This is a genomic window from Oceanobacillus sp. FSL K6-0127 (assembly GCF_037983385.1).
Classification (GTDB): domain Bacteria; phylum Bacillota; class Bacilli; order Bacillales; family Amphibacillaceae; genus Oceanobacillus; species Oceanobacillus profundus.
The window spans coordinates 2,701,188-2,726,632 of record NZ_CP150287.1 but is presented as its reverse complement, the minus strand read 5'-3'; the positions used below and the strand labels follow the sequence as shown (position 1 = coordinate 2,726,632).

Sequence of the window (25,445 nt, the reverse complement as noted above, 5' to 3'; positions counted from 1 at the left end):
AGCTTGCACCTAAACACATTTAAAATAGCCGTCAACAGTAATTAATACTGTTGACGGCTATAGACTTTTTAACTTTTAGTTACTTGCTGCTTCCTTATCACCAAAATCAATAAAGCGGAACAGGTCACCATAAATCAAGTTATCAGAATAGGACAACTCTGTTTCAACTTTTTCAGTAATTGGACTACATGCATTTTCAGTACTTGACTGTGCCTTTTCTTCACCAGTTGCATCCAATTCTTCACTGTCTTCCTCTATCGGCTCACCAGTTTCACGATCATAGCACATCCCATAGGTAGAAATATAATCATCACTGATAAAATCGCCATTTCTTAACGCAATATATCCTTTTCGTTCATCAGCGAACACATCGTTTCCAAAGTAAAGATCATCTTCAGCCTCAATACCTAACAGACTAAGAATTGTTGGTTTCATATCAATTTGACCAGTTACTTCAGACATTACTTTACCATTTCCATCACCAGGAATATGAATAAACATTGGCACTCGCTGCAATTGCACTTGATCATAAGGCGTTATTTCTTCTTTATCCAGGTACATACTCATTGCACGATTGTGATTCGCACTAATTCCAATATGATCTCCCATGATTATAATGATGGAATCTTCATATATACCAGCTTCTTTCAATTGATCAAAGAAGTCTTCTAGTGCTTCATCCATATACCTTACAGCTGGGAAATAGTTATTCAGCGTATTTGAATTTGAATCATATGGCTCAATTGACGTATCATCTTCTTCTAGCTCAAATGGAAAATGATTGGTTAGGGTAATAAATTTCGTATAGAAAGGTTGTTCCATTGATTGTAAATATTTAATAGATTGTTCAAAGAATGGCTTATCCTTTAAACCCCAGCCAACTGTGTTCTCATTCGTAATTTCATAAGCTGCTTCATCATAAAAATGGTCGATTTCTAAGCTCTTATACATGCCATCGCGGTTCCAAAAACTTTTGTTGTTTGCATGGAGAACGGATGATGTATAACCTTCTTCTTTAATTATCTCTGGAAGTGCATGATACTCATTACCGCCATGGGTAAAGAATACTGCCCCTCTAGATAGTGGGTAAAGCGAGTTTTCTATTAAAAACTCAGAGTCAGAAGTGTTTCCCTGACCTGTCTGTTCATAAAAATTCTCAAAATAATACGTATCTTCATCTTCGGTCAAGCTATTTAAGAACGGTGTTACCTCTTCCCCATTTACCTCATTATTAATTACGAATTGTTGTAGTGATTCAGCATTAATAAAGATTACATTCTTACCTTCGGCTGCCCCGAACATATCTGAATTCCCAGTGATCTTCACATTTTCATCGATATACTCTTGAATTTCCGGAATCTCGTTTCCGTCTGCAAAAACACGCTGTGATTCCGTTTTTGAATGAACAACTAAATCGTAAACATGATAGTTTAACAAACCAATATTTTTCACTAAATATTCACGATCAAAAGCTCGAGTAAATAGCTGCGGTCTTTCCATTTCTGCCAAGAAGAAGTTACCCGCAAGAAGTGCTAGTGACATTGCTAATGCAAATACCTTGCCGCTTTTCGGATATGCTACCGATAGCTTCGTTTCTTGTTTTTTATTTAAATACCAAATTAGAGCTGCATCAGCAAAAAACAGAATATCATAAGGCTTAATCAAGGTTAAAATACTCGAACCTAAATCTGCCATGTTACTTCCCATGAACAGCTGCGGAATTGTGATAAAATCGGTAAATTGGCGATAGAATACGAGATTTGCGAAAATGACAAATGAACCTATAAAGGCTGTGTACCTTAGAAATTTCATTTGACGAGAACGTTTGTTAAACCATACGCTAATCGCAAAAACAAGAAATGCCGATACAAACGGGTTAATTAATAATATTAACTCCTGCATTGAATTATCCAATTCAATATCAAACATAAATCGATAAACAAAGTAAGTTTTTAGCCCAAATAATAATGCTGCCATTATATATAAGGGGATGGTAGGTCTTTTAAACTTCATCTTGCTTCCTCCTAAAATAGTAAAACTCATTCCTATTGTATGTTTTAACCGTGGAATGTTTTTGCTGTTCTGTAACTATTCCATTAAGGATGTGTAACATCGTTACAGAAGAGACTTTTTCCATTTATTTTTCTAATCTAACACTTGCAAAGCACATGAACTTGTTCAATTCCGAGGTTTTTAGTAAAAAATATCTTTTCACGTCTAGCTTAATAGATGAAACATCACTTGCACCCTATTTCCCTTTATGATGGAACTGTAAACATTTGTTTACAAAGTTAGTACTATATAAGACGTCTAGGTCTTATAAAAGGTTTCAACTATTTTACATTTAATTTATATTTAGTAGCTTATTATTCTAATAGAAATCGGAAAAAAATCAAGTCTAACTATTGTCGTTATTCAACTTTTCCAATACTAAAGAAGCCCCTCCGATAATTCCTGCATCATTTCCAAGTTGTGCGATTTTAATTTCGCAGGCATCGGATACTCTTGGTAAAGCATATTTTCTAAAAGCGATTCGAATCTCATTAACAAGCAAGTCGCCCGCTTTTGAAACGCCGCCACCAATTAGAACTTTGGAAGGATTAATAATAACGCCCAGGTTGGCTATCACTTGACCTAGTACATCTGCAGTCCTTTTTACAATGCTAATTGCAATAGCGTCTCCATCCTTGGCCAAATCAAAGATGTCTTTTGCTGTAATTGCTTGATATTTTTTATAAATTTCTGCAGGCTTACTATCAGGATAACTCGCTATTTTATCCATAGCTTGACGTACGATGCCTGTTGCTGATGCTATTGTTTCAAGGCATCCATTATTTCCGCAATTACATGGATAGCCATCTTTTTCAATGGTTAAATGACCAAGCTCACCAGCCATTCCATTTATTCCATTAAGTATGGAGCCATTAACAATAATACCTCCACCTACTCCGGTTCCAAGTGTCAAAGCAACCAAATTCTTTGCTTGATTACCTGCACCTGTCCAGTTCTCTCCTAGGACAGCAATATTAGCATCATTGGCAACAAACACAGGTAAGCTTGATTTTTCTTTTAATTGATCTGCTAAAGGGAAATCCTTCCATCCGATATTCACCGCTTCAGATACTATCCCTGAATCCATATCAATAAATCCTGGAGCTCCAACCCCTACACCTAAAAAAGAACTTATACTTAGATGTAATATGCTCAATTTACGCTCAATAGAAGCCCAAATCTCATCGACTATTGTAATACCGGCATTTAATTTATTTGTTGGTACCTCCCATTTTTCTAGAATTTCACCCTGTTGATTGATGATACCAATTTTTACAGATGTTCCCCCAATATCTATCCCCAATAGTAATTTTTCCATAACTTACTCGCCCCTTTTGTCCATAATGAGCCGTTTTTCTTTTTTTAATACCATTTTTGCATTTTGATATTCCGAGATTTGCACAAATTTCATCTGATACAATTCATCCAATTCCATCTCCATTAATTCCAGATCGCCTAAACGATCACCAGTATAGATGAACGAACCATAACGTTTCAATAATTGTTGTATATCATAAACATTTTTCATTAGAACCACCATTTCTCATTATACCAAAGAATTGAGAATTGAGGAATCATAAATCCATATAATGTAATTTATGATTTCCTGCGAATCAATTATTTAAATAACGGACTGTGCTAACTAAGATAATCAGGAAACTTAAACATAAATCCTCTCCATTGCTCATATTTTTTATAGACAAGTCATGAATAAAAGGAATGACAGATGATGAGAAAGTGGAAAATAATGCTGATATTTTTTACAATCCTAACTATTGGAGGTTTATTCATACTGAGAGCAAACACAGTTCCTACAATAAGTTTTTTTCCGTTAGATGAGAAAAGTTTTATAGATGAGGCAAATACTTCGTTAACATTAGAGTCTGTAACGGGATCAGACTCATATAACATTGGATGGAGTATAAATTCATCAAGCGATAAGAGTATGTATCTCAGACAAGATGTTTCACTGCTATTTGATAATGGTATTCTTCGTGGTGTACGTAGTAAGTGGGTTCAAAACACAGACCAAATTCATATGGATGAAACTGTTGCGAGTGAGGACTCCAGTCATTTTCAAAGTATTTCCTTCCACCATGGCGAAAATCACTATGGTGGAGAAGACATTAAAAGTGTACAAGCAATGACATATGATGAATTATATGTTATTGACTCTCCCACAACACCTATTAAAGCTTTTAAACAACCTGTTACACCGTTTGAATCCGAATGGAAAGAATTGCTTGACCGTTCTTCCAAGCAGCAATTACTTTTTCAATGGCATTTATTGATCCAGTATTTTCAAATCAACCCAGAAAATTATCGAGCAATTCCGTTGGTGGATTTATATAAATACAACAATAAACCACTCCCAAATATGTCACAACAAGAAACAGACGTATTAATTGGAAGGCTTTGGGAGGGGATATATAAAAATTATGTTATTCCGGCTTCTGAGTCATCAGAAAATCAACTTGAAAGCTACATACCTTTAATTTTAATCGATAAACAAAATACACATTTATACGTTCTTTTCGAATTAAATGGTGGACGTGAGCAACTAATTCAACGCATCCCTGAAATAAAGAATTAATAAAATAAAAGCGCCTTAATTGGCGCTTTTATTCAGGTGATTCTCCTGTGATTTTTTTATAAACCTCTGCAAATGATTCTTCATCCGGATTCAATTCATAGGCTTTCGTTATCATTTCTTTTGCTTCTTCTATTTGACCGTTACTGTCGTACAATAATGCCAGATTATAATACGCTTCAGGCAGCACTGGCTCATGTAATATACTCTGCTCTAAGTCCTCGACCGCTAAATTTAGCTCATTCAATTCAATATATGCATAGGAACGTTGAAATAAAATTGGACCCTGCATATCACCCTCAAGGTCTAGTGCTTCCGTTGCCACTTCTACAACTTCTTCAAATTGATTATCCAATAATAATTGCTCTATTTGCATTAAATAATTTGATTGATTATTCATATTACTATTCAATCCAAAGATGACAAGCCCTGTTATAAGCATAACATAAGCAATAAATCCAATTAATTGGGTTCGTACATTTTTCTTGTTAGGTAGGTGCATCATCGCTGATGCAAGAAATCCTGCTAGTAGTCCACCAATATGTGCTCCCATGTCAATCTGCTCAACGGAAAATCCTAGAACAATATTAATGAGAAGTATAATTAGTATATTGCTCCCCATCGTCTGAAAGAAAATCCGCTTATAAATAATACCAAAAAACAGCAATGCACCAAACAATCCAAAAATTGCTCCTGATGCTCCAGCAGACACGTTTGTTGTAAATGCAAAGCTTGCTAAGCCACCACCAATTCCAGCTAGGAAATAAATAAAAAGAAATCGGGTTCTCCCAAAAATCCGTTCCGTTGCTGTTCCTAAATAATAGATTGCGAGCATGTTCATTAATAGATGAAGGTAACCAATATGAAGAAACATCGAGCTTGCAATTCGCCACCATTCCCCTTCAATTATACTCGGGTTATATTTTGCACCCATTTCGATAAGAGTATTAATCGAAGTGCTGCCTCCATTCAACTCAAGCAAAATAAACAAAACAAGATTAATTGCAATTAATAAATATGTAAAATATGGCTTACCAAATGAGAAAACCTTTTCAACTTCCTTATGTTTGTTCTCAAGTACTTCTGTTAAATACCTCTTTTTATTTTGAATATCCTGCTCTTGTTGCTCTTCGTCAACATTTTCTGGAATTGTCCTGAGCTGTACATCTAAATCAGTCTGAAGTCTGTCGAATTCTTCAATAGAACCTTCATTATCTAAATAATATACTTTCATTTTTATTGGATTCTTCTCTTTTAGCTGCATCGGTTTCTTTAAGCTTTCCCAGTCATCTACTGGTGCGTGTGAGGATATGTAAACATTGTATAATTCTATATGTTTACCTGCTAATAATTTTTTCATTGCCTTTGCTTTCTGGAACACAATTGCAATATCTCGTTTCAAATGATTCTTCCAATCAAAGCCCTTCTGTATAAGACGTATTACGTTAGATCTTTTATTTACATATTTTTCGAGCCATATCTCATTCGTATTATGGTCGATATGCAGAATATCAAATTGCTGATTGGCTACTAGTTCGTATGCCATATGATAAAGCTTATATTGATCATCAAGATACATATAGTCACCTTCCTCTTCATTATCATAGCAGAACAACAGCCGTTTTCACAGAACGATGCATAAAAGCCAATTACAGCAGTTAGATAAGCTATATCTAAACTGTATTGGTGGTTCTTAGAAAACTTGGCGTTCGTCAAACTTTTAGGAGCATGCCCTAGTTGCACTTATGCAAGAAGGAAAGTTTTTATACTTTCTTTCTTGCCAATAAAAAAGAAGCTGCAATTACGCTGCCTCTTTTCATACATCACACCTCTGAAACCGAAAACATATTCTGTAACATTTTCGATCGTAGACTTGGGATCTTCATAGACAATACTACCGCTTTTTTCCTGATGAACCCAATGTTCAATAAAGCATCTAATATTTTGTACCTCGATCGATAGAAAAACATAGTTGATATCAACAGCAGAACTAAGACTATTCCTGTTCGCAATGAACCCACCTTCCTTCCAAATGGTATTCATAGTTTTTTTCCGAACAAGTAATATTATACGTTGATCAAGATTCTTGCGTATGTATGATTTTATTAGCTGTAATAACATATTGGACTGGAAGATCATGCTTTTCCTTTGGAATATGATCGACTAGCTGTTCATCGCTACATAAAGAAACCGTTTTTTGATTAAAATCGACTAAAAATCGATCATAATAACCTCCACCAAAACCGATTCGGTAACCGTGCTTATCGAATAATATTCCTGGAACAATTAGAAGGTCAATATCTTTTTTTGCAACGAATCGCTTTCTATCTGGAATTGGTTCAAGCAAATCGAAGTATACGGATTCAAGCTGATTAAAGGTATTAATTGCATAAAAATGCAGCTGTTTATCAACGGGAATACATTTTGGTACAACTATTCTTTTGTTTTGTTTCCAGCCAGCTTCGATAATTGAACCGGTTGCCCATTCAAAATCCTGAGCTATTGTCATCCCGATTGTATTTGCATTTTTCCATAGTTCTGATGAAAGCAATCTTTCCTTTAATTGGTCTTCAATTTTTTTTTTTTCATGCATTGCTATTTTTTTTAAACGATCGATTGCTTCCTTTCTTAACTTAGTTTTGTCCAAAGATTTCCCTCCTTCACATATAAAAAACTCTTATCATATATATGATAAGAGTTTTTTCATTTAATTTCATTTATTTTGTTTCACGGTGCAAAGTGTGTTTTTTAAGACGTGGTGAATATTTCATAAGCTCAATACGTTCAGGGTTCGTACGTTTGTTCTTTGTAGAAATATAGTTACGATCTCCTGTTTCAGTACAAGCTAAAGTAATGTTTACGCGCATGATCTTCCCTCCAAACTTTAACAACTTGCTTTTTTATCATACATATTATTACGTACAGACTTTAATTATAATAGCAGAGTTTTTTAAACTTAGCAAGAATGTAACTAAAAAAATTATGGTTTTCTCATGTGATAAACTATGATATAACTATTAATGTATGCAAAAGGAGGGAATGCCATGTTAGTTGCAATAATTTCCATTATAATTGTTGCAGTTGTTCTATTTGTTTTATCCTACTTCATGCGTGACAAATTCGAAGAGCTGGAAACACAGCTTGAACAACTTTCGATTACGTCGATGCAGGATACATATCAAATGAAGAAACAAATAAAGATCTTAGAAGAAGAGCTTATGCCTGCAGATTTAACCCAGGATGTACATTCAAATGATGAAAAAAACAGTGTATCAAATTAACAAGTATAGAAGGAGAAAATTATGAAACATACTGTACGTGCTTTTTCAGTTGGATTATTGACGAGCGCTGTTATCCTTTTCATCATTTTTTATTTTGTCGAAGACTCTGTAAAAAGTGTGGAGGAAATCGATGTTGAGGAAATGATTGAACACGTGGAAAGTGAAGGATATGCCGTCCTTGATCAACAAGAATATATTTCATATAGCGTTCAGAAAAAACAAGAAGCAGAAAATGCAGAAACAGAAAAATCCGATTCACCTAAAAACGACACGAAGGATAAGTCCTCGAAAGAAACAAAAGCTGAATCAAAACAAGAATCACAAGATAAATCAAAGAAAGAAACGTCTGATGAATCTGATGACTCAAACGAAGATTCAGATGATGAAATCAAAAAAGAAGATAATAAAGAAAATGTAGAGAAAGAACCTGAAAATAACGTTGTTCAGTACACGTTAACAATTAGCCCAGGAATGGCTTCCTCTGATATTAGTGCACTTCTAGCTGAACAAAATATTGTTGACAATGCTTCAGAATTTAACAGTTATTTGGACGAGCATGAGTATAGTCTTCACGTCCAGATTGGAACATTTGAAGTATCGAATGATATGAGTTTTTACGAAATTGCAGAACGAATTGCACGATAAATAAAAATGCTGGCAGCAGGAAGTGATTCCCGTTGCCAGCATTTTTTAATTTAAGTTATAGTTTTCGCCTTTAACCAAATAAAGTATATTTTCTCCTATATTCGTAATATGATCAGCAAATCGCTCTAAATACCTTGCACAGAATGCAACTTGCATAACGTATTGAATTCTATCAGGATTTACTGCCGTTTCTCCTAATAATTCACTAACAATTGTTTTATACAAGTGATCAACCTCATCGTCCATCACCGCTAACTTTCTTGCAACTGTAATATCTTCATATTTGTAAGCTTGTATAGCAGTGTACATCATATCTTTTGTCATGTTATACATTTTTCTTATATCATTCGGAATGATCGATGCATTTTCTCCTAAATGAATCGTGGCAGTTGCAATGTTTTTAGCATTATCAGCCATTCGTTCAATATCCGTTAAAATTTTTAACGCTGTAATTACCCTTCTTAAATCGGTCGCTACTGGTTGTTGCTTTGCAATCAATAAAATCGTTTTATCGTTCATTTCAAGTTCTTTGCGATCGATTTTTTTGTCATTGGCAATTACCTGCCTCGCAAGCTCTATATCCTGACTGTATAACGCATCAACCGCATCATCTAAAGCTTGGCCTGCTGCGTTGGCCAGTTTAATAATGTCTTCATTCAATGCGTTAAGTTCACTTTGAAACTGTTCACGAGTTGTCATCCATATCCCCCATTTTTTATATTGCATTCTGCACGAATAGTGGAATGTCGTAGTCTTATTATATAGCAATAGTATTAAGATAATGTTAACCTTTTGTAATTTATATTATAAAAAAGCCTAAAATCTCACGTTATGAAATTTTAGGCAAATATTTATTCTTGTTCCTCTTCTTCTGTCTCTTCTTGTTCAGAATCCTCATCACTAGCTCTATCACGTTCTTCTTTTAGGTCAAAGTAAGTTTCCAGTATTTGTTTACCAATTTGTTGTGGTATATTGTGATTATTCTCTGTTCCAGTAAATGGTGTAAGAATTGCAAATGCGATTTCAGGCTCGTCGAACGGTGCATAACCAATTAATGCCAAATTTCGTGTGTCAGCAAGTTTTTGTCCATCTCTATATACAGCCGTTTCAGCAGTACCAGTTTTCCCTGCTGGATTGTATGGGGAATTACCAAAATTACTATACGCTGTTCCGTTAGGTGTCTGAAATACCTGACGGAAGCCATCTTGAACACGTTGAATATTATCATCACTCATTTGAATTCGATTTAGCACTTCTGTATTCACCGAACTGTATAATGGGCCTAATTCATCCTGGGAAGCGATTGGATCATGAACCTCTTTCAGAAAATGTGGCCGTACACGATAGCCATCGTTTGCAATCGTTGCTGTATATTGTGCTAATTGCATGGTTGTATAAGTATCGAACTGGCCTATCGCATTATACATCAACTGACCCGGCGTAACAATATTCCCTTCTAAACCGGTCGATTCATGTGGAAAATCAATGCCTGTGCTTGAGCCTAATCCAAATTGTCTATAGTAGTTACGCATTTCCTGAAAGCCCTGTCGCCAGTTATCATTAAGTGAAGGTGGAGCATTTTCCGGATACGGGTAACGGTTTTCTCCCATCATTTTTAATGCAATATACCCCATATACACGTTTGAGGACTTCTGTAATGCCGTTATATCATTAACCGTTCCGAGTCCGGTTGACCACGATCTCAGAGCTGGTGTCGCCGCAATCTTAATCGGACTATCATAAAAGCTCTGCCCTGGTGTAATTACTCCGGATTGTAAACCAGCCAACACAGTTGCTCCCTTAACAACCGACCCTGGTTCATGTGCATCTGACAAGGTTTTAAATGCAGCATCTTCGTATTCACCATTTTTCCGATCATAGTGAATTCCTGAAACAGCTAGAAGATCGCCTGTCTGAGGATCTATCACTACTGCAAGAGCATCTTCCAAATAACGATTCGTATGTGGATACTTTGTGATCGCTGTCTGCAATTCTTTTTGGACGATTTTGTCCACTTCTTCTTGGAACTCCATATCAATGGTTAGAACAAGGTCTTTTCCGCGTTCACCTTCAACAATTGTTTCCGAGCCAATAAGCGTTCCGTTTTTTGTCGTCGTGTATTGAATTTGTTCCTTCCTGCCGCGTAATAGATCCTCATATTGTTGTTCTAAACCACTTCTACCAACTCGATCATTTCTGCTGTAGCCTTTACTTAAATAATTTGCTTCTTCTTCAGCTGGTATTCCTTGCTCTTGTGTCGTTATGCTACCAAGCAGACTCGTTAATGAAGAACCATATGGATATTTTCGATTCCAGTCTGTTGTAGCATTTATTCCTGGTAGTTTATCTAAATTCTCTGCAATTCTTGCATATTCCTCTGCAGTTACATTTTCATTTTTTACAATCTGAGGTGTTAAAGAATAAGCCTTATCCAATTCCTTCTTAATTGCTATTACTTCTAGCTCTTGTTTTGAAAAATCCTGGATTTCATCCTCGGTTATTCGTTCGAGTGTAGCTTGATATACTTCTGCATTAGACATGTCTTCTTTTTCTTCAGCTGAAAGTCGTTCATCTACCTCCTCTTTATTTAACAAATACCAGTATTCTTTACGATTTCTTTCGGTAATCCCTTTAAGCGTCTTTTCATCATCCATCTTAATGTATTCCGCTAACGTCTCTGCAAGCTCTAGACGATCTTCTGCTTGTACTCCTTTTGGCGGTGTGTACGTTATCGAATATAATGCTTCATTATCAACGATAACATCACCATTTCGATCATATATTTTACCCCTGGGTACAGGGATTTTAGTTGTATCCAAGTTCGTCCGTTCGATTTCCTGCTGGAAGTCCTCCCCATTTAAAATCTGAACAACTCCTAGTTGCAGAATCAATACGGAAAACAATAAAAACACAACAAAAAACAACATATTAATCCGAAAGGGCAGCTGTGCTCTCTTCTTTTTTTTCTTCTTACTCATTTATTTTCCCCCAGTGAAAATAATAATTTTCTCATTAGTAAATTTGGCGATTTTAAGCCTTTAGGTAAATGTCCTGGTTGATCAAATAAGAAATTTTTAAGAAATTTTTATGCTATCTTATCTGATCAACAACCTTATCACTAATTTTACCATATTTAACGATTTTTTTCGTCTGTAATTTGCTCTTTTAATAAAATCTCTTTCTTTATTGGGCTACCTAAATAAATCTTACGTACTGCAAAGTAAATCATAAAATGACCTGCACCGAAAATCGCAAGTAAAACGGGAATAACCTCCTCCGCCCGAAAGAAATATACGCCTGCAAGAAAAACGATTATTGATAGAACTCGTCCACTATTTAGAAACAATTCACGAACAACCATATATTCTACACGCATTTCTCCAGCTTTCCAAGCCTTACCGATTACATCAAAGGTAAGTGATACATAAGGTACATTTATTACCGGGTACGCTATTCCAATTACAATTGCATAAATCATGAGTAAGAGATAGTTTATCTCGATAATGATAATAAAGAGGGAAAAGTAAAGAAGTATTGCTCCAACGAGTATCGCCTTTTTGCGCATGGAAGGTTTAATAAATTTCGTAGCAATTAAATAAAAAACTGCAGATAGACCCGATAGAAACATGTTAAATGTTCCAAGCGCGAATTCACTTTTTGTTACTAAGAAAACCCAGATTGAAATAACAAAAGCAAAAATTCCTTCTCTTAACCCCTGAAAAAAATGTGCATGAAGAATTCTGTTCCAATTTTTATTACGATGCCTTTCCCCTAAAATTCGCTTAAAGCGAAAAACTCCTTCTGCACCTCGGCGTTTCAATAGAAAACTAATTCCAACGGCACAGGCAAATAAAGCGAAGGAAATCCCAAATATAACCGTATAACCAATATTATTGGTCATTTTAGCGATAATTGCCCCAGCTAAAAGCGGACCTGTCATTCCACCTAAAGACTGCAAAATTCCAAGAAATCCATTGAAAAAATCTCTCGTATCAGGTTCTGTTATTTCGAAGGTTAATACATTATAAGCTAGCCAATAAAAACCATAACCAATTCCCAATAAGCTACCGAGTAAGAAGTTATATTTTGAAGCTTGATCACCAATAAGAAGAACACTTAAGAAAAATACGCATAGAAAAATAACGCCCAATCTCAATACAATAATCCGATCTACCTTTTTTGCGAGCTTTCCTGCAAGTATAAAAGTAATTGGCTGAAATAGACAAATCGCTAAATTATAATTAGCAATTGTAATGTAGTCCCCTGATTGTTTCCATAAGTATATATTTACAAACGTATTGGATAGAAAAATTCCCAGTGAATAGAGGCCACCAATGAGCAGTAAAATCAATAAGTCACGATTGCTTTCCATTTTATTTTGAAAAAACAGGATCACTTTTTGCATAGTCGATTACTCCTTTTGCGTCTCTCTTAGTGTGAACGAAGGAGTAACAGATATACCAAAAAAACACGCGGAATTAACCGCGTGTTTTTCTTCATTTATTTTGCTTCGTTATAGTTTTTTGCCACTTCATCCCAGTTAACAACATTCCAGAATGCTGAAATGTAATCTGGACGTCTGTTTTGGTAGTTTAGATAGTATGCATGCTCCCAAACGTCTAAGCCCAATAATGGTGTTTTTCCTTCCATTAATGGAGAATCTTGGTTTGGAGTGCTTGTGATTTCTAATTCACCATTATTTAATACGAGCCATGCCCAGCCTGAACCAAAACGTCCTGCTGCAGCTGCTGCAAATTGTTCTTTAAATGCATCTAGCCCACCAAATTTAGCGTTGATTTTATCTGCAAGCTCGCCAGTTGGCTCGCCCCCGCCATTTGATGAAAGAAGCTTCCAGAACAAGCTATGGTTAGCATGTCCTCCACCATTATTACGTACTGCAGTGCGAATGTTCTCAGGAACTGCATTTAAATCACTAATAAGTGCTTCAACTGATTTTCCTTGAAGATCTGTTTGTCCTTCTAGTGCTTCATTTAATTTGGTAACATACGTGTTGTGGTGCTTCGTATGATGAATATTCATTGTCTCTTTGTCAATAGTTGGTTCCAATGCATCATATGCATAAGGTAACTCAGGTAGTTCAAATTTTGCCATAATTTTTTCCTCCTTAAATGAATCCAAGTTATTAAGGTTTGTCGAACCTTTAATTAAAAGGTTATCAGAGCTTTGCTATTCATGCAAATTTTTTGCCTTATAAAATACAAGAATCTTATCATTTTTTGGTAGATTAAATTATTTAATTTATGCAAAAGAAAAAACAAGCATATTGCTTGTTTGGAAAGTGGCTCGGGACGGAATCGAACCGCCGACACACGGATTTTCAGTCCGTTGCTCTACCGACTGAGCTACCGAGCCGTTATGTAATTATAAAATCTAGTCTGCTTATAAAATACTAAATGGAGGAGGTAGAGGGATTCGAACCCCCGCGCGGTTTGACCCGCCTGTCGGTTTTCAAGACCGATCCCTTCAGCCGGACTTGGGTATACCTCCGTATTTTTTTGGTGGACCCTGCAGGACTCGAACCTGCGACCGATCGGTTATGAGCCGATAGCTCTAACCAACTGAGCTAAGGGTCCTGGAATTTTGTTAAATAATGGGGCGACCGGTGGGGATTGAACCCACGTATGCCGGAGCCACAATCCGGTGCGTTAACCACTTCGCCACGACCGCCATTATGCAATTAATTATGTATGGTAGCGGCGGAGGGGATCGAACCCACGACCTCACGGGTATGAACCGTACGCTCTCGCCAGCTGAGCTACGCCGCCACTTGGCTCCACAGGTAGGATTCGAACCTACGACCGATCGGTTAACAGCCGATAGCTCTACCACTGAGCTACTGTGGAATAGTTAGAAAACATGTCTGAAATTTTTATTTCTATTTGTAATTTTAACTTTTTAGTAATTATTACTTCTTATAGGTTATTAGCGACAAAATATAATTTACCATGTTTTAGATTTGCTGTCAATACTTTTTTGCACAACCCAAAACTTTATAATCAAACGCAAAATTTTTATGTACTTGTCTTTTCTGCGACTGCGAGATTTATAATATCACGTTCTAAAATTTATTTCAACACATAAATGGATAAATTGTTTTTTTTTGTAGAAAATTTTAATTTTATATAATAAAAAAAGGAGGTCTCCCCCCTTTTTCTTTACTCACCTAAAACTTCTTCGGCAATATTAACTGCATGATCACCAATTCGTTCCAAGTTACTGATAATATCTACAAAAACGATACCAGCTGACCCACTGCATAATCCTTCATTCATACGAATGATATGCTTTTTGCGGAATTGGCGCTCCATTTTGTCGATTTTATCTTCTTTTTGGATAACTTCTAATGCCGCTTCCCGATCCATTTTATCAAGTGATTCTACTGCTTGCTTAACCGTTAAGAGTGTTAAATCAAACATCGTATTTAAATCTTCCAGTGCTTGCTCTGTTAAGTTAACTTTATTCGATATTTTATAATCAATTAACTCAATAATATTCTCATAATGATCGCCAATTCTTTCAATATCACGAACTGAATTCATTAATGAAGTGTGCTTTACACTTTCCGCATCAGATAATGATCCAGCTGCAATATTAACGAGATAATCCGTTATTTTACGGTCTAAGTTATTTAGTGCGCCTTCAACCTGCATCGCCATTTCCGAATGTTTTTGGTTTTGTGTGGTAACGTACAGATTCGTTTCCTCTAAGCCTTGATGTGCATATTCACCCATCCGAATAATTTCTGCTTTTGCTTGATCCAATGCTAGTGTTGATGACTGTTGAATAAAAATAGGATCTAGGTGTTTTGGATTATATTCGATAATTGTATCCTCACCTGGAATAATTTTTGTTACAATCCATGCTAAGGCACCAATAAACCAAACTTGAATCAACGTATTAATAATATTAAAACTACCATGTGCAAAGGCGATAGTCATTTCAGGATTTAAATTTAAGCTCGCCTGTAAATAGCCGACATAACTTGTAAATAATCCTAGGAATATAAGGAAAATGATTGTTCCTACAAGATTAAAAATAACATGTGTTAATGCAGCTCTCTTTGCTGTAATACTTGTACCTATTGCTGCCAAGATCGCTGTAATGGTAGTACCAATATTATCTCCAAATAAAACTGGAATGGCTGCTTCTAATGCTATCGCACCCTCTGAGAATAATCCTTGAAGGATACCAATTGTTGCGCTTGAACTCTGTACAATTAATGTAAATACTGTACCAATTACTACTCCTAGTACTGGGCTTGCAGCCATACTTACTGTTAATTCATGAAATGCCTCAAGAGAACGTAATGGGGACATTCCACTACTCATTAATTCTAAACCGAAAAATAATGCTCCGAAACCAAAGATAGTTTGTCCGACCGCGGTAACCTTTTGATTTTTAAAGAAGAATAAAATTAATGCACCTATTGCAAGAATTGGTAAAGCATATTCGCCAATGTCAAGCCCGATAACAAACGCGGTTATTGTCGTACCGATATTAGCACCCATGATGACTCCAATTGCTTGTCTTAGCGTCATAAATCCAGCATTAACTAATCCAACCGTGAGTACAGTTGTTCCCGAGCTACTCTGAATCAAACATGTTACGATAATCCCTGCTAAAACGCCTAGAAATGGGTTGGTGGTAAACCGGTCTAATATATTGCGCAGACGGTCGCCTGCTGACTTTTGAAGCCCGTCTCCCATAAATTTTATACCGAGTAAGAATATTCCTAAACCACCAATAAACTCGAATAATAACGTTTGTAAATCGATATCCACTATTGCTTTCATCCCTTCATTCTATGTTGAATCTTGTCGCTTGCGCCTCTCCCATTATTAATGATTTGTTAACCATTTGTAAAGGTTTAAGTTGAATAATTTACATTAAATTTACATAATGATTTTTCTTCTATTTAGTAACTACCCTTAACATAGGTTTTTCATTCTTTTTTTCTCAAAAAAAAGACAATTTCCTAGTACTAGGAAATTGTCTTTTAGAACATCTATGATATTTTTTCAACTAATATTTTTGTCCCATCTACTTGTGTAACCTTAACTTTACTATTCTTCGGAATCCATTGTCCGTCAGATACCGCACTATAATCTTTTTTGTTTATTTTTACAGTTCCAACAGGTCTCAGGTCGTTTAACGTAATTCCTTCTTTACCAACTAACTGCTCATATTCCATATTCATAGAGTTATAGCCCGCTTCTTTTGTTAACTGGTCTTTCAAAGCAAGCTTTGTCCACATCTCTCTCCGTTTAAATACTTTTAAGAAGAAGAAGGAAGCACCAGTGCCTACTAATACCCCTAAAACGGCGTATAATCCCGAAGTAAGATTATCTGCAGCCAAAGCAACAGACGTTAGCATACTTGCAAGACCAATAGTTGCAAGTGTTCCATCATTCAGTAGCTTGCCATCAATTATGATAAGTAATAATCCTACAAAATATATAATAAGCATAAGAATAAAAGAACTACTTCCAACGTAAGCTGCAAAGTATACGGTAATAAATCCAATACCTAGCAGTCCAAAAAAACCTCGCATATTAACTAAAACTTCACCAATTAGAAAAAGTGTAGCTAAAAATGTTATAACAAATCCTATCCATTGGAGATCAAAGATATCCATTTTTTATTTCCCCCTCTCTAATTTAATCATACGTATGGAATTGTAAATGGTTTCACCCAAAAGGAGAATTTTTATGTATACACTAAAAAGGCTTATACTCTATACACTCATTATATTGCTGATTATAAGTATTTTTCAAGACTTAATGGTTAGCAACAGCAGGAATGTTGAACATGACGCTGAACAAATAAAGATTTCCTCCAGTAATGAATATACAATTGCACATGTAAAAGTTCTACCTGGAGATACCATTTTTTCAATTGTTGAATCGCTGAATGAAGATAGCATTTCAATGTTTCATTCAGAGGATATAATCAAGCATTTTAAAGAATTAAACCCAACAACAGACCCACACAAACTAAAACCTGATACATTTTACTACTTTCCCTTATACCAATGAATCATTATATGAAGTCCTGTTAAACCATGACCGTTATCAAAAACTAAAACGTCGCTCTAACCATTCCGAGTGAGCGGAGGGCGGTTATTAATCGAAAAAAACAATTTTATTCGTGCAATATAAAAGCTGACGAAACATTCCTTATCCTGCGGGAACAGCACATGTCTGAAATCTCACCGGCTCTTCTCTCGGTGAGGCTGAATCCGTGCATTGAGGCGTGCATCCGAAGCGAACCGGACGGCAATAGTTGCTCATACAAAGCAATTAGGTTAGTTCGCAGTTAAAAGGATTATTTATTGGTAGTAATGTTAATTTCCGTAAATAAGAATCAAGGTAATAAAAAGAGGCTGAAGAAATCAGCCTCATACGTTTTGTTAAAAGAATGGTAATATAAAAAGTGTGATTAAAATGGATATTGCTCCAGCTGCAATTGCTATATTTCCTAGTGTATCTGCGCCACGACTTCTGGATACAAAACCGAAGATTATTCCAGCGACTCCAAGAACCACTGGCCACATAAAGAAGGATATTACAGAAAGTGCTATACCAATCCATCCGTAAACAGTTGTTGCACCTTCATGACTACGGTCATCAGATTGCAGTTCGTAATCATCTGCTGTAAATTCGGCAGCAAATTCCTCATTCCTTATACTATCTGACTCAATCCCGATAAAATCCTGGTCTTCGGTATGTTCTCCGTGATTTGGAGCTGGTGTCGTTTTATCTGTACGTCTGTTCATTTCGTCCATATCTTCAAGACCTCCTTATCCATTAATGAGGTGCAATTATAGTTTATGGAAAGAATCAATTTATAAAGGTGTTATTTATTGGCAGATAAGAAAATATAACTCTTTTTTATCTGATGAGTGCCATTGTGCTATCCGCCCAAAAGCTTGTACTTTAGAGTATCAAGGACTTCTAAGTAAAGCAAAGACGCCTTCTAAGAGGTTAAATGATTAAATTTGAATTCACCAATTGAACAACTGGGCATAGAATAAGGAGTAATTATGAGGAGGATGAATGCATGTCAATATTTATTAAGGAAATGATAAAAAACAAACTAAAGAACCTTTCAGCTGAAGAGCTTCTACACTACAGTAAACAGTATGGATTCCAATTAACCGAAAAGCAAGCACAGCAAATCGCCATATACTTACGTAAGAATACACGTGACCCATTTAATCAAAAAGCACGTCAAGAAATGTTTAAACATTTAGCAACAATAACTGATGAACAAACGGCTACTAAAGCAGAGCAATTATTGTATACATTAGTTCAATCCTATGGCTTAGAACATTTATTTCAATAATAAAGGAATAGCGCAGGCGCTATTCCTTTATTATGAATTCATAATTTTCTCTTTTAAATCCTCTACAAACAATCCGTTGCGAATCATATCAATTTCCAGCTTATATGGAGCTTTTTTATCCTTTTTATCTGTTCCTACATACGGTGTTTCAAGAATTTTTGGTAATGCGGTTAACTGTGGATGGTGAACAACATAATGTAATGCTTCGAAACCAATATGTCCAAAACCAATATTTTCATGTCGATCTTTATGAGCGCCGCGTTCATTTTTACTGTCATTTACATGAACAACTTTAATCCGGTCCACTCCAATAATTTTATCAAATTCATTCAGGACACCATCAAAATCGTTAACAACGTCATAACCTGCATCGTGAATATGGCATGTATCCATACAGATAGAAAGATTTTCATTATGTGTGACACCATCAATTATTTTTGCTAGTTCATCAAATGTACGTCCTACTTCTGAGCCTTTGCCAGCCATAGTTTCTAATGCAATTTGGACTGTGCTATCTTTTTCAAGCACTTCATTTAGCCCTTCAATAATCTTTTTTATTCCAACTTCCGACCCCTCACCAACATGGGCACCTGGGTGTAGCACAATTTGACTTGCTCCGATAGCTGCAGTGCGGTCAATTTCATTACGCAGGAAATTGACACCAAGTTCAAATGTAGCAGGTTTTATCGCATTTCCAATATTAATAATATATGGTGCGTGTACAACGATATCCGACATACCATGCTGCTCCATATGTTCACGACCCGCCATTATATTTAATTCATCAATTAGCTTTCTTCTCGTGTTTTGTGGTGCACCGGTATAAATCATAAAAGTATTTGCTCCATATGCTAAAGCTTCTTCACTTGAACCTAACAACATTTTTTTTCCGCTCATTGATACATGTGATCCAATTTTTAACACTTGTTGCACCTCTCCCTATTTCTATAAAATCTATTTCTTATATTTAGTACGCTTTGATAATTGACGTTTAATGGACTCTTGCTGTTTTTTCATTTTTTTCTTATAGCCCGGCTTTACCTTTTTCGCTTTACGAACCTGTTTCCAAGCCTCTTTTTCAATATTCGTGGTTGTTTTTGTGCGTAAGTGCCGTTCGTTCCAGGACTTTGCTTCTTTCCATTCTCCATTTTTCACTTCCATATAGGTGAAGGTTAGTCCTTTTTGTTCGAGTTTTTCAACTAATGCCAAATCCGCTTCATCATAGATGCTGATTGCTGTACCTTCCATTCCAGCTCTTGCAGTTCGGCCAACGCGATGAATATAAAACTCCTCTTCCTTTGGTATTTGAGCGTTAATGACGTGACTGACTCCTTTAATATCAATTCCTCTGGCTGCCAAGTCTGTTGCAACGACATATTGATAGCGTAAATTTTGAATATCCTTCAGGACACGTTTTCGCTCCCTGGGTGTTAGCCCACCATGAATTAAGCCGACGTCTAACCCTCTTTCCTGTAATGAATCAGCTAGTTCGTTTGCTTGTTTTTTTCCATTTGTAAAAACAATTGCCAAATATGGCTGGATTGCTTCTGATATATCATAAATAATATCTGCTTCATTACGATGTTTACGCGCAATTAATCGATGCTCCATCGTTTCCGGCGAGAAATGCTCATCTATTTTAACATATAACGGATTTTCCAAATACTTTTTGAAAAAATGCTGTAAACGTTGCGGAATTGTCGCTGAAAATACCATTAATTGAATATCTTTTTGCGACCGGATTAGTAATTGATCCACGTCTTCAATGAAACCAAGGTCCAGCATTAGATCTGCTTCATCAATTACGAAAGAAGTCGCTGAATAAATTGAAATCGCCTCATCCTTAACAAGGTCGAGAATTCTACCTGGTGTGCCGACAATTATATGTGGTGGTGTTTTTAATTTCTCCGCCATTTTTTGTTTATCAGTTCCACCTACTAATAGCTTCGCAACCCATGTGCCTTCTTTTTCCGCAAAGTCAATAATTGTTCTTACTTCGTTGTAAATTTGTGTTGCTAGTTCTCGTGTAGGAGCTGTTATCACAAATTGAACTTCTCGTTTATTCGTATTAATTCGATTAAAAAGTGGAAGTAAATAGGCATGTGTCTTCCCAGATCCAGTGCGCGATTGACCAATTACACTTTCTCCTTTTAGAATTGCAGGTATTACTTTGCTTTGTATTTCTGTTGGTTGGTTAAATCTCAGCTTCTCAATAGCATGATTTAATGGAGGCTCGAAAGCGAAAGGGTCAAAGTTATTTTTTTTCATAGTTGTAATACTCCTTTTGTCTTTTTCTGTTTTACACAAACTGAAAAGGATCTGTATTCGATTCGGAGACAAGAATGGTTAAATTTTCCTTATCCAAATGTTCCTTCAAATATGCTGCCGTAAATTGCTTCATTATTTTCTCAATATAGTGGCCGGCATCAATAACCCCAAGGCCCATAAGACTGGCTTCCTGCGCCATATGGAAAGTCATGTCTCCAGTAATGTAGACATCTGCTCCTTTTTTCTTTGCATGATGAATATACTTTTCACCACTACCGCCAAGAACAGCTACCTTCTGAATCTTTTTATTCAGGTCACCTGTAACGCGAAGAGCCGGAATATCAAGTGCTTTTTTTACATATTCACAAAAGCTATTTAGATCTGTTTTATTCTTCAAAGAACCAATTCTGCCAATCCCGTAACGCTTCCCTTCATTTTCCAGCGGGAAAACATCATATGCCACTTCTTCATAGGGATGGGCAGCAACGATAGCATTTATCACCTTATGCAAGATTGCTTTAGGGACAATTGTTTCCATCTTCACTTCATTTACCAATTCTAACTCATTTTTTGCTCCAAGAAATGGCTGACTACCTTCTAACGGTTTAAAAGTTCCCTGTCCTTTTGACTGAAATGTACAATGGCTATAGTTACCAATATGTCCAGCGCCACTTTCACCGAATGCCTCTCTTACCTCATCAATATGTGTTTCTGGAACATATACCGCTACTTTATACAGCTTTTCTCTGTCTGTCTCTACTAGCATATCATTTTCTTCCAATTCTAGTGCGTCAGTTAGCATATCATTCACACCACCAGGAGCAATATCCAAATTGGTGTGTGTTGCATAAACAGAGATATGATTTTCTAGCAATTTCTGAATAACTCTTCCTTGCGGTGTGTCTATATTAACCTGTTTTATGGGTTTAAACAAGAATGGATGATGTGCGATGATCAGATTTGCTCCCTTTTCAATTGCTTCATCTACAACATTTTCCATTACATCAAGTGTGATAAGAACTTTTGTTACAGGATTATGATAGGAACCAATTTGTAATCCAACATTATCCCAGTCATAGGCAAGTTCCTTTGGAGCCCATTGTTCCATAAGCTGAAAAACATCTGAATTAGTTACGTTGTTCTTCATCCTGTAATTCCTCCTTAATCCATAATAATTCTTTTTCAAATCGTTCAATTTTTTCGTTATCGACATTACTCGCTTCTTTCATTTGACTAATAATTCTTGATAGCTTCTTATATTCTGATTGCCATTTCTCATGAAATATACCAGTTTTATTTTTCAACAATATAGGGCCAAACAGTAACTGTCTTTCTAGTTGCTTTTTCGTATAAGGATCTATAAGTTCATCCGTTCCTTTTTTATCTGCTACAATTATTTCATAACGATGTCCATTTTCTTCCATAATAGTTTCATCGATAACAATAAACCCTTCTTTTAAAAGCCATCTGCGTACATTACGCTCATCCACATTCGGTTGGGCTATAATTCGTTGTACACTTGATAATTTGGATTTTCCTTCATCCAAAATTGTCTTAATTAAGGAGCCTCCCATACCCGCTATTACAACCTGCTTAATATCTGTATCGTCACCCAGCACCTCTAACCCATTACCAAGTCTTACATCAATGCGATTGGAAAGTTGATAGGCCTCTACAGTTGATTTTGCGCTATTAAATGGACCTATATTGACTTCACCTGCTACAGCCTTTGCTTTTTGATCACGTAAGCATACATAGCATGGCAGATAAGCATGGTCGGAACCAATATCAGCAAAATGAGCTCCTTCCGGAAGAAATGAGGAAACCTTCTTTAAACGTTCTGATAGTTTTAATGTATTTATCATCGTATTCTCCTTTTAGAGGATGTTTAAACACCTCTAGAATTTGAATCTACCTAAAGTCATATTTCTAAAAGCAAATTCCTATGTAAAAAAGAAAAGCTTTCTGTTTTAGCAGAAAGCTTAGACTTCATCTTACTCATTCATTATTTTTGTTCACTAAGCCATTCAGAAAGGGCTGTTAGCTCTTCACCAGCAACTTGGGATTGTGCTGGCATCGAACCGATACCATTTTGAATGATGTCTGCAATCTCATCAGCAGAATGAGTGGATCCTACAGTTGTTAAAGCAGGTCCCATTCCACCAGATAAGTCACCACCATGGCACGCCGCACAGTTTGCCTGAAAAACTGCTTCAGGGTCTCCGCCTGTAGTTTCCCCTTCTTGTGATTCTTCTGTTTGTTCAGATCCGCCCTCTTCAGCAACTTGAATATCTGCACGCTGATTCAAGCCGACAAATGAAATAATGACTACTGTTAGTACCCCTAAAATTGCAATAATTGCATACGGTACAACTGGGTTTCTTCTCATTTGTAGTTCCTCCTTATGTACTCCCCATTATATATTTATACATACATTATATAGTTTACTCGAAAATTGGTTTTTTTTAAAGGAATAAGTTATAAATATAGAAAACCAGTATACAGCAAAGTAAATATTATCGCTAAAATACTAATTATTTGTAGATATTTTATTTTTCTTTGCTTACTTACTATAAACCAATAGATAAAATTACTAATTAAAACTGTAATTTGTAGCATATTACTATCCAGGATTAATTTCGAGATAAACGTAGTAAATAATAGCAATACTAATAGTGACGCAATAAGCGGTACGTGTAAATAAGGATGCCCAATTTTACGAAAATAATTCATTATCCATACTAAATAGCTAAAGAATAACAGTAAAATGCCGAGTTGCAAAACGGAAGCAAATTCAGTAAAATATAAGACAAGAAGTGAAAACGGTATCATGAGCAATGATAATATTAAATGTGTTACATCTAATACTGTCCATTGTCTTATTTTAATATTGTTATCCGCCTCTTCTGAGAAGGCTGCACCATTTGTGTATAATGCAAGAAGATAATCACAGTAGGTTTCAGGAAGCAAGCGGTTTTCTTTCCAATACTTAATTTCTTTAACAATAACAGCGATTCGTTCTGCCGCCAAAAGTATCACCCCTATGCAGGATGGATAGGATGGAAGCCAGGATAGTCATCATTCACAGTACTTGCGAATAATGACCACACCTATCAGTCCAAAAAGTCCTTTAATCGTTTGCTACGGCTTGGATGTCTTAATTTTCTAAGTGCTTTTGCTTCGATTTGACGGATGCGTTCTCTTGTTACACCAAAGACTTTACCAACTTCTTCGAGTGTTCTTGTACGCCCATCGTCAAGGCCAAAGCGAAGACGCAAAACATTTTCTTCTCTATCCGTTAAAGTATCCAACACATCTTCAAGCTGCTCTTTCAATAGCTCATATGCAGCATGATCGGATGGAGATACCGCCTCCTGGTCCTCGATAAAATCTCCTAAGTGTGAGTCGTCCTCTTCCCCAATAGGAGTCTCAAGTGAAACAGGTTCTTGGGCAATCTTTAAAATGTCACGAACCTTATCAGGACTAAGCTCCATCTCTTCACCAATTTCTTCTGGTGTTGGTTCACGGCCTAAATCCTGCAATAAGGAACGCTGCACCCGTATTAATTTATTAATCGTTTCTACCATATGAACAGGAATCCGGATAGTTCTAGCTTGGTCAGCTATTGCTCGTGTGATTGCTTGTCTAATCCACCATGTTGCATACGTACTGAATTTAAAGCCTTTACGATAGTCAAATTTTTCGACAGCCTTAATCAGACCCATGTTACCTTCCTGAATTAAATCAAGGAAAAGCATACCTCGACCTACATAGCGTTTTGCGATACTTACAACTAGACGCAAGTTAGCTTCTGCTAAGCGACGTTTTGCTTCTTCATCGCCTTCTTCAATTCTTGATGCGAGCTCAATTTCTTCAGCAGCCGATAATAGGTTTACTCTTCCGATTTCCTTTAAATACATACGAACAGGATCATTTATTTTAATTCCTAAAGGAACACTTAAGTCGTTTAAATTAAATTCCTCTTCTTTTGCGATCTCCTGCATGTTTGGATCTTCATCAGATTCACCAATCACTTCTACACCTTGTTCTTCCAGGTACTCATAGAATTCATCCATCTGATCGGATTCAATATCAAAGTTGGATAAACGGTCTGCCACCTCTTCATAGGCTAACGTACCGCGTTTTTTACCCATTTCAACAAGCTTTTCCTTTGCTTGGTCAAGCGTCATTTCAGTTTCCTTTGTTTGCGAAGGCTTCTTGTCGGTCATGAGTCCCCCTCCTTC

At 36.2% G+C, this 25,445-nt stretch carries 26 protein-coding genes and 6 tRNA genes; 5 read left to right on the top strand and 27 right to left on the bottom strand.

Going from position 1 to position 25,445, the window contains the following annotated elements; all coding sequences use genetic code 11:
* Window positions 1-75: 75 nt before the first annotated feature.
* From MHH64_RS13480 to MHH64_RS13470, 3 genes are all read right to left on the bottom strand, one after another.
* A complete protein-coding gene (locus tag MHH64_RS13480; RefSeq protein WP_340001907.1) occupies window positions 76-2,013 on the bottom strand; it encodes an LTA synthase family protein in 1,938 nt (645 codons plus the stop codon).
* 385 nt (window positions 2,014-2,398) lie between these two features.
* Window positions 2,399-3,370 (bottom strand): ROK family glucokinase, encoded by a 972-nt coding sequence (locus MHH64_RS13475; protein ID WP_251658914.1) that lies wholly within the window; start codon window positions 3,368-3,370, stop codon window positions 2,399-2,401.
* 3 nt (window positions 3,371-3,373) lie between these two features.
* On the bottom strand, window positions 3,374-3,580 hold the full coding sequence (locus tag MHH64_RS13470; protein WP_095307002.1) for a YqgQ family protein: 207 nt from the start codon (window positions 3,578-3,580) through the stop codon (window positions 3,374-3,376).
* Window positions 3,581-3,781: 201 nt separating this feature from the next.
* Between MHH64_RS13470 and MHH64_RS13465 the strand changes: the two genes are divergently transcribed.
* Window positions 3,782-4,645 (top strand): hypothetical protein, encoded by an 864-nt coding sequence (locus tag MHH64_RS13465; RefSeq protein WP_340001906.1) that lies wholly within the window; start codon window positions 3,782-3,784, stop codon window positions 4,643-4,645.
* Between the two features lie 28 nt (window positions 4,646-4,673).
* Here MHH64_RS13465 and MHH64_RS13460 read toward each other — a convergent pair whose 3' ends face one another.
* The 4 genes from MHH64_RS13460 to rpmG all read right to left on the bottom strand — a co-directional run bounded on the left by MHH64_RS13460 (window position 4,674) and on the right by rpmG (window position 7,509).
* On the bottom strand, window positions 4,674-6,221 hold the full coding sequence (locus tag MHH64_RS13460) for a rhomboid family intramembrane serine protease (RefSeq protein WP_340001905.1): 1,548 nt from the start codon (window positions 6,219-6,221) through the stop codon (window positions 4,674-4,676).
* Between the two features lie 164 nt (window positions 6,222-6,385).
* Window positions 6,386-6,685, bottom strand: coding sequence for a hypothetical protein (locus MHH64_RS13455; protein WP_303447177.1), 300 nt, complete (start codon window positions 6,683-6,685; stop codon window positions 6,386-6,388).
* Between the two features lie 34 nt (window positions 6,686-6,719).
* Window positions 6,720-7,289, bottom strand: coding sequence for a 5-formyltetrahydrofolate cyclo-ligase (locus tag MHH64_RS13450; RefSeq protein ID WP_340001904.1), 570 nt, complete (start codon window positions 7,287-7,289; stop codon window positions 6,720-6,722).
* Between the two features lie 70 nt (window positions 7,290-7,359).
* Window positions 7,360-7,509 carry a 50S ribosomal protein L33 gene (rpmG, locus tag MHH64_RS13445; protein ID WP_017797039.1) on the bottom strand — a complete coding sequence of 50 codons (150 nt, stop codon included), beginning with the start codon at window positions 7,507-7,509 and terminating at the stop codon, window positions 7,360-7,362.
* A 177-nt stretch (window positions 7,510-7,686) separates the two neighbouring features.
* Here rpmG and MHH64_RS13440 point away from each other — a divergent pair, with 177 nt between their 5' ends.
* Both MHH64_RS13440 and MHH64_RS13435 read left to right on the top strand, forming a co-directional pair.
* A complete protein-coding gene (locus MHH64_RS13440) occupies window positions 7,687-7,923 on the top strand; it encodes a hypothetical protein (protein WP_095307008.1) in 237 nt (78 codons plus the stop codon).
* Between the two features lie 21 nt (window positions 7,924-7,944).
* Window positions 7,945-8,568 (top strand): hypothetical protein, encoded by a 624-nt coding sequence (locus MHH64_RS13435; RefSeq protein ID WP_340001903.1) that lies wholly within the window; start codon window positions 7,945-7,947, stop codon window positions 8,566-8,568.
* A gap of 45 nt (window positions 8,569-8,613) precedes the next feature.
* On the opposite strand, the gene phoU is transcribed toward MHH64_RS13435, so the two are convergent.
* The 12 genes from phoU to MHH64_RS13375 all read right to left on the bottom strand — a co-directional run bounded on the left by phoU (window position 8,614) and on the right by MHH64_RS13375 (window position 17,224).
* A complete protein-coding gene (gene phoU, locus MHH64_RS13430) occupies window positions 8,614-9,267 on the bottom strand; it encodes a phosphate signaling complex protein PhoU (RefSeq protein WP_095307010.1) in 654 nt (217 codons plus the stop codon).
* A 152-nt stretch (window positions 9,268-9,419) separates the two neighbouring features.
* Window positions 9,420-11,546, bottom strand: a complete 2,127-nt coding sequence (locus tag MHH64_RS13425; RefSeq protein ID WP_340001902.1) for a penicillin-binding protein 2 — start codon at window positions 11,544-11,546, stop codon at window positions 9,420-9,422.
* Between the two features lie 155 nt (window positions 11,547-11,701).
* Window positions 11,702-12,973 carry an MFS transporter gene (locus tag MHH64_RS13420; RefSeq protein WP_340001901.1) on the bottom strand — a complete coding sequence of 424 codons (1,272 nt, stop codon included), beginning with the start codon at window positions 12,971-12,973 and terminating at the stop codon, window positions 11,702-11,704.
* A gap of 95 nt (window positions 12,974-13,068) precedes the next feature.
* The gene (sodA, locus tag MHH64_RS13415; protein ID WP_095307014.1) at window positions 13,069-13,680 is read right to left on the bottom strand and encodes a superoxide dismutase SodA; all 612 of its coding nucleotides are present in this window, start codon (window positions 13,678-13,680) and stop codon (window positions 13,069-13,071) included.
* A 188-nt stretch (window positions 13,681-13,868) separates the two neighbouring features.
* Window positions 13,869-13,941, bottom strand: a tRNA-Phe gene (locus MHH64_RS13410).
* Between the two features lie 42 nt (window positions 13,942-13,983).
* Window positions 13,984-14,076: transfer RNA gene (locus MHH64_RS13405), tRNA-Ser, on the bottom strand.
* 9 nt (window positions 14,077-14,085) lie between these two features.
* Window positions 14,086-14,162 (bottom strand) — tRNA-Ile (locus tag MHH64_RS13400).
* 18 nt (window positions 14,163-14,180) lie between these two features.
* A tRNA-His gene (locus MHH64_RS13395) sits at window positions 14,181-14,256 on the bottom strand.
* 21 nt (window positions 14,257-14,277) lie between these two features.
* Window positions 14,278-14,354 (bottom strand) — tRNA-Met (locus MHH64_RS13390).
* Window positions 14,355-14,357: 3 nt separating this feature from the next.
* Window positions 14,358-14,432 (bottom strand) — tRNA-Asn (locus MHH64_RS13385).
* A 312-nt stretch (window positions 14,433-14,744) separates the two neighbouring features.
* Window positions 14,745-16,370: a Na/Pi cotransporter family protein gene (locus tag MHH64_RS13380; protein ID WP_340001900.1), complete on the bottom strand. Its 1,626-nt coding sequence runs from the start codon at window positions 16,368-16,370 to the stop codon at window positions 14,745-14,747.
* Between the two features lie 224 nt (window positions 16,371-16,594).
* A complete protein-coding gene (locus tag MHH64_RS13375) occupies window positions 16,595-17,224 on the bottom strand; it encodes an NfeD family protein (RefSeq protein WP_340001899.1) in 630 nt (209 codons plus the stop codon).
* 73 nt (window positions 17,225-17,297) lie between these two features.
* Here MHH64_RS13375 and MHH64_RS13370 point away from each other — a divergent pair, with 73 nt between their 5' ends.
* On the top strand, window positions 17,298-17,624 hold the full coding sequence (locus MHH64_RS13370; RefSeq protein WP_340001898.1) for a hypothetical protein: 327 nt from the start codon (window positions 17,298-17,300) through the stop codon (window positions 17,622-17,624).
* A gap of 374 nt (window positions 17,625-17,998) precedes the next feature.
* Here MHH64_RS13370 and MHH64_RS13365 read toward each other — a convergent pair whose 3' ends face one another.
* Window positions 17,999-18,373, bottom strand: coding sequence for a hypothetical protein (locus MHH64_RS13365; protein ID WP_340001896.1), 375 nt, complete (start codon window positions 18,371-18,373; stop codon window positions 17,999-18,001).
* 275 nt (window positions 18,374-18,648) lie between these two features.
* Between MHH64_RS13365 and MHH64_RS13360 the strand changes: the two genes are divergently transcribed.
* On the top strand, window positions 18,649-18,933 hold the full coding sequence (locus MHH64_RS13360; RefSeq protein ID WP_095307020.1) for a DUF2624 family protein: 285 nt from the start codon (window positions 18,649-18,651) through the stop codon (window positions 18,931-18,933).
* 30 nt (window positions 18,934-18,963) lie between these two features.
* On the opposite strand, the gene MHH64_RS13355 is transcribed toward MHH64_RS13360, so the two are convergent.
* From MHH64_RS13355 to rpoD, 7 genes are all read right to left on the bottom strand, one after another.
* Window positions 18,964-19,857, bottom strand: coding sequence for a deoxyribonuclease IV (locus MHH64_RS13355; protein WP_340001895.1), 894 nt, complete (start codon window positions 19,855-19,857; stop codon window positions 18,964-18,966).
* 30 nt (window positions 19,858-19,887) lie between these two features.
* Window positions 19,888-21,201, bottom strand: a complete 1,314-nt coding sequence (locus MHH64_RS13350; RefSeq protein WP_095307022.1) for a DEAD/DEAH box helicase — start codon at window positions 21,199-21,201, stop codon at window positions 19,888-19,890.
* Window positions 21,202-21,232: 31 nt separating this feature from the next.
* Entirely contained in the window at window positions 21,233-22,348 is a 1,116-nt protein-coding gene (locus MHH64_RS13345; RefSeq protein ID WP_095307023.1) for a Nif3-like dinuclear metal center hexameric protein, read from the bottom strand.
* Window positions 22,329-23,066 (bottom strand): tRNA (adenine(22)-N(1))-methyltransferase TrmK, encoded by a 738-nt coding sequence (locus MHH64_RS13340; RefSeq protein ID WP_340001894.1) that lies wholly within the window; start codon window positions 23,064-23,066, stop codon window positions 22,329-22,331. Before MHH64_RS13340 ends, MHH64_RS13345 begins: the two co-directional genes overlap by 20 nt.
* Before the next feature lie 140 nt (window positions 23,067-23,206).
* On the bottom strand, window positions 23,207-23,590 hold the full coding sequence (cccA, locus tag MHH64_RS13335) for a cytochrome c550 (RefSeq protein WP_095307025.1): 384 nt from the start codon (window positions 23,588-23,590) through the stop codon (window positions 23,207-23,209).
* Window positions 23,591-23,679: 89 nt separating this feature from the next.
* Entirely contained in the window at window positions 23,680-24,231 is a 552-nt protein-coding gene (locus tag MHH64_RS13330; RefSeq protein WP_340001893.1) for a hypothetical protein, read from the bottom strand.
* Window positions 24,232-24,314: 83 nt separating this feature from the next.
* Window positions 24,315-25,430, bottom strand: coding sequence for an RNA polymerase sigma factor RpoD (rpoD, locus tag MHH64_RS13325; RefSeq protein ID WP_095307028.1), 1,116 nt, complete (start codon window positions 25,428-25,430; stop codon window positions 24,315-24,317).
* Window positions 25,431-25,445: the final 15 nt, after the last annotated feature.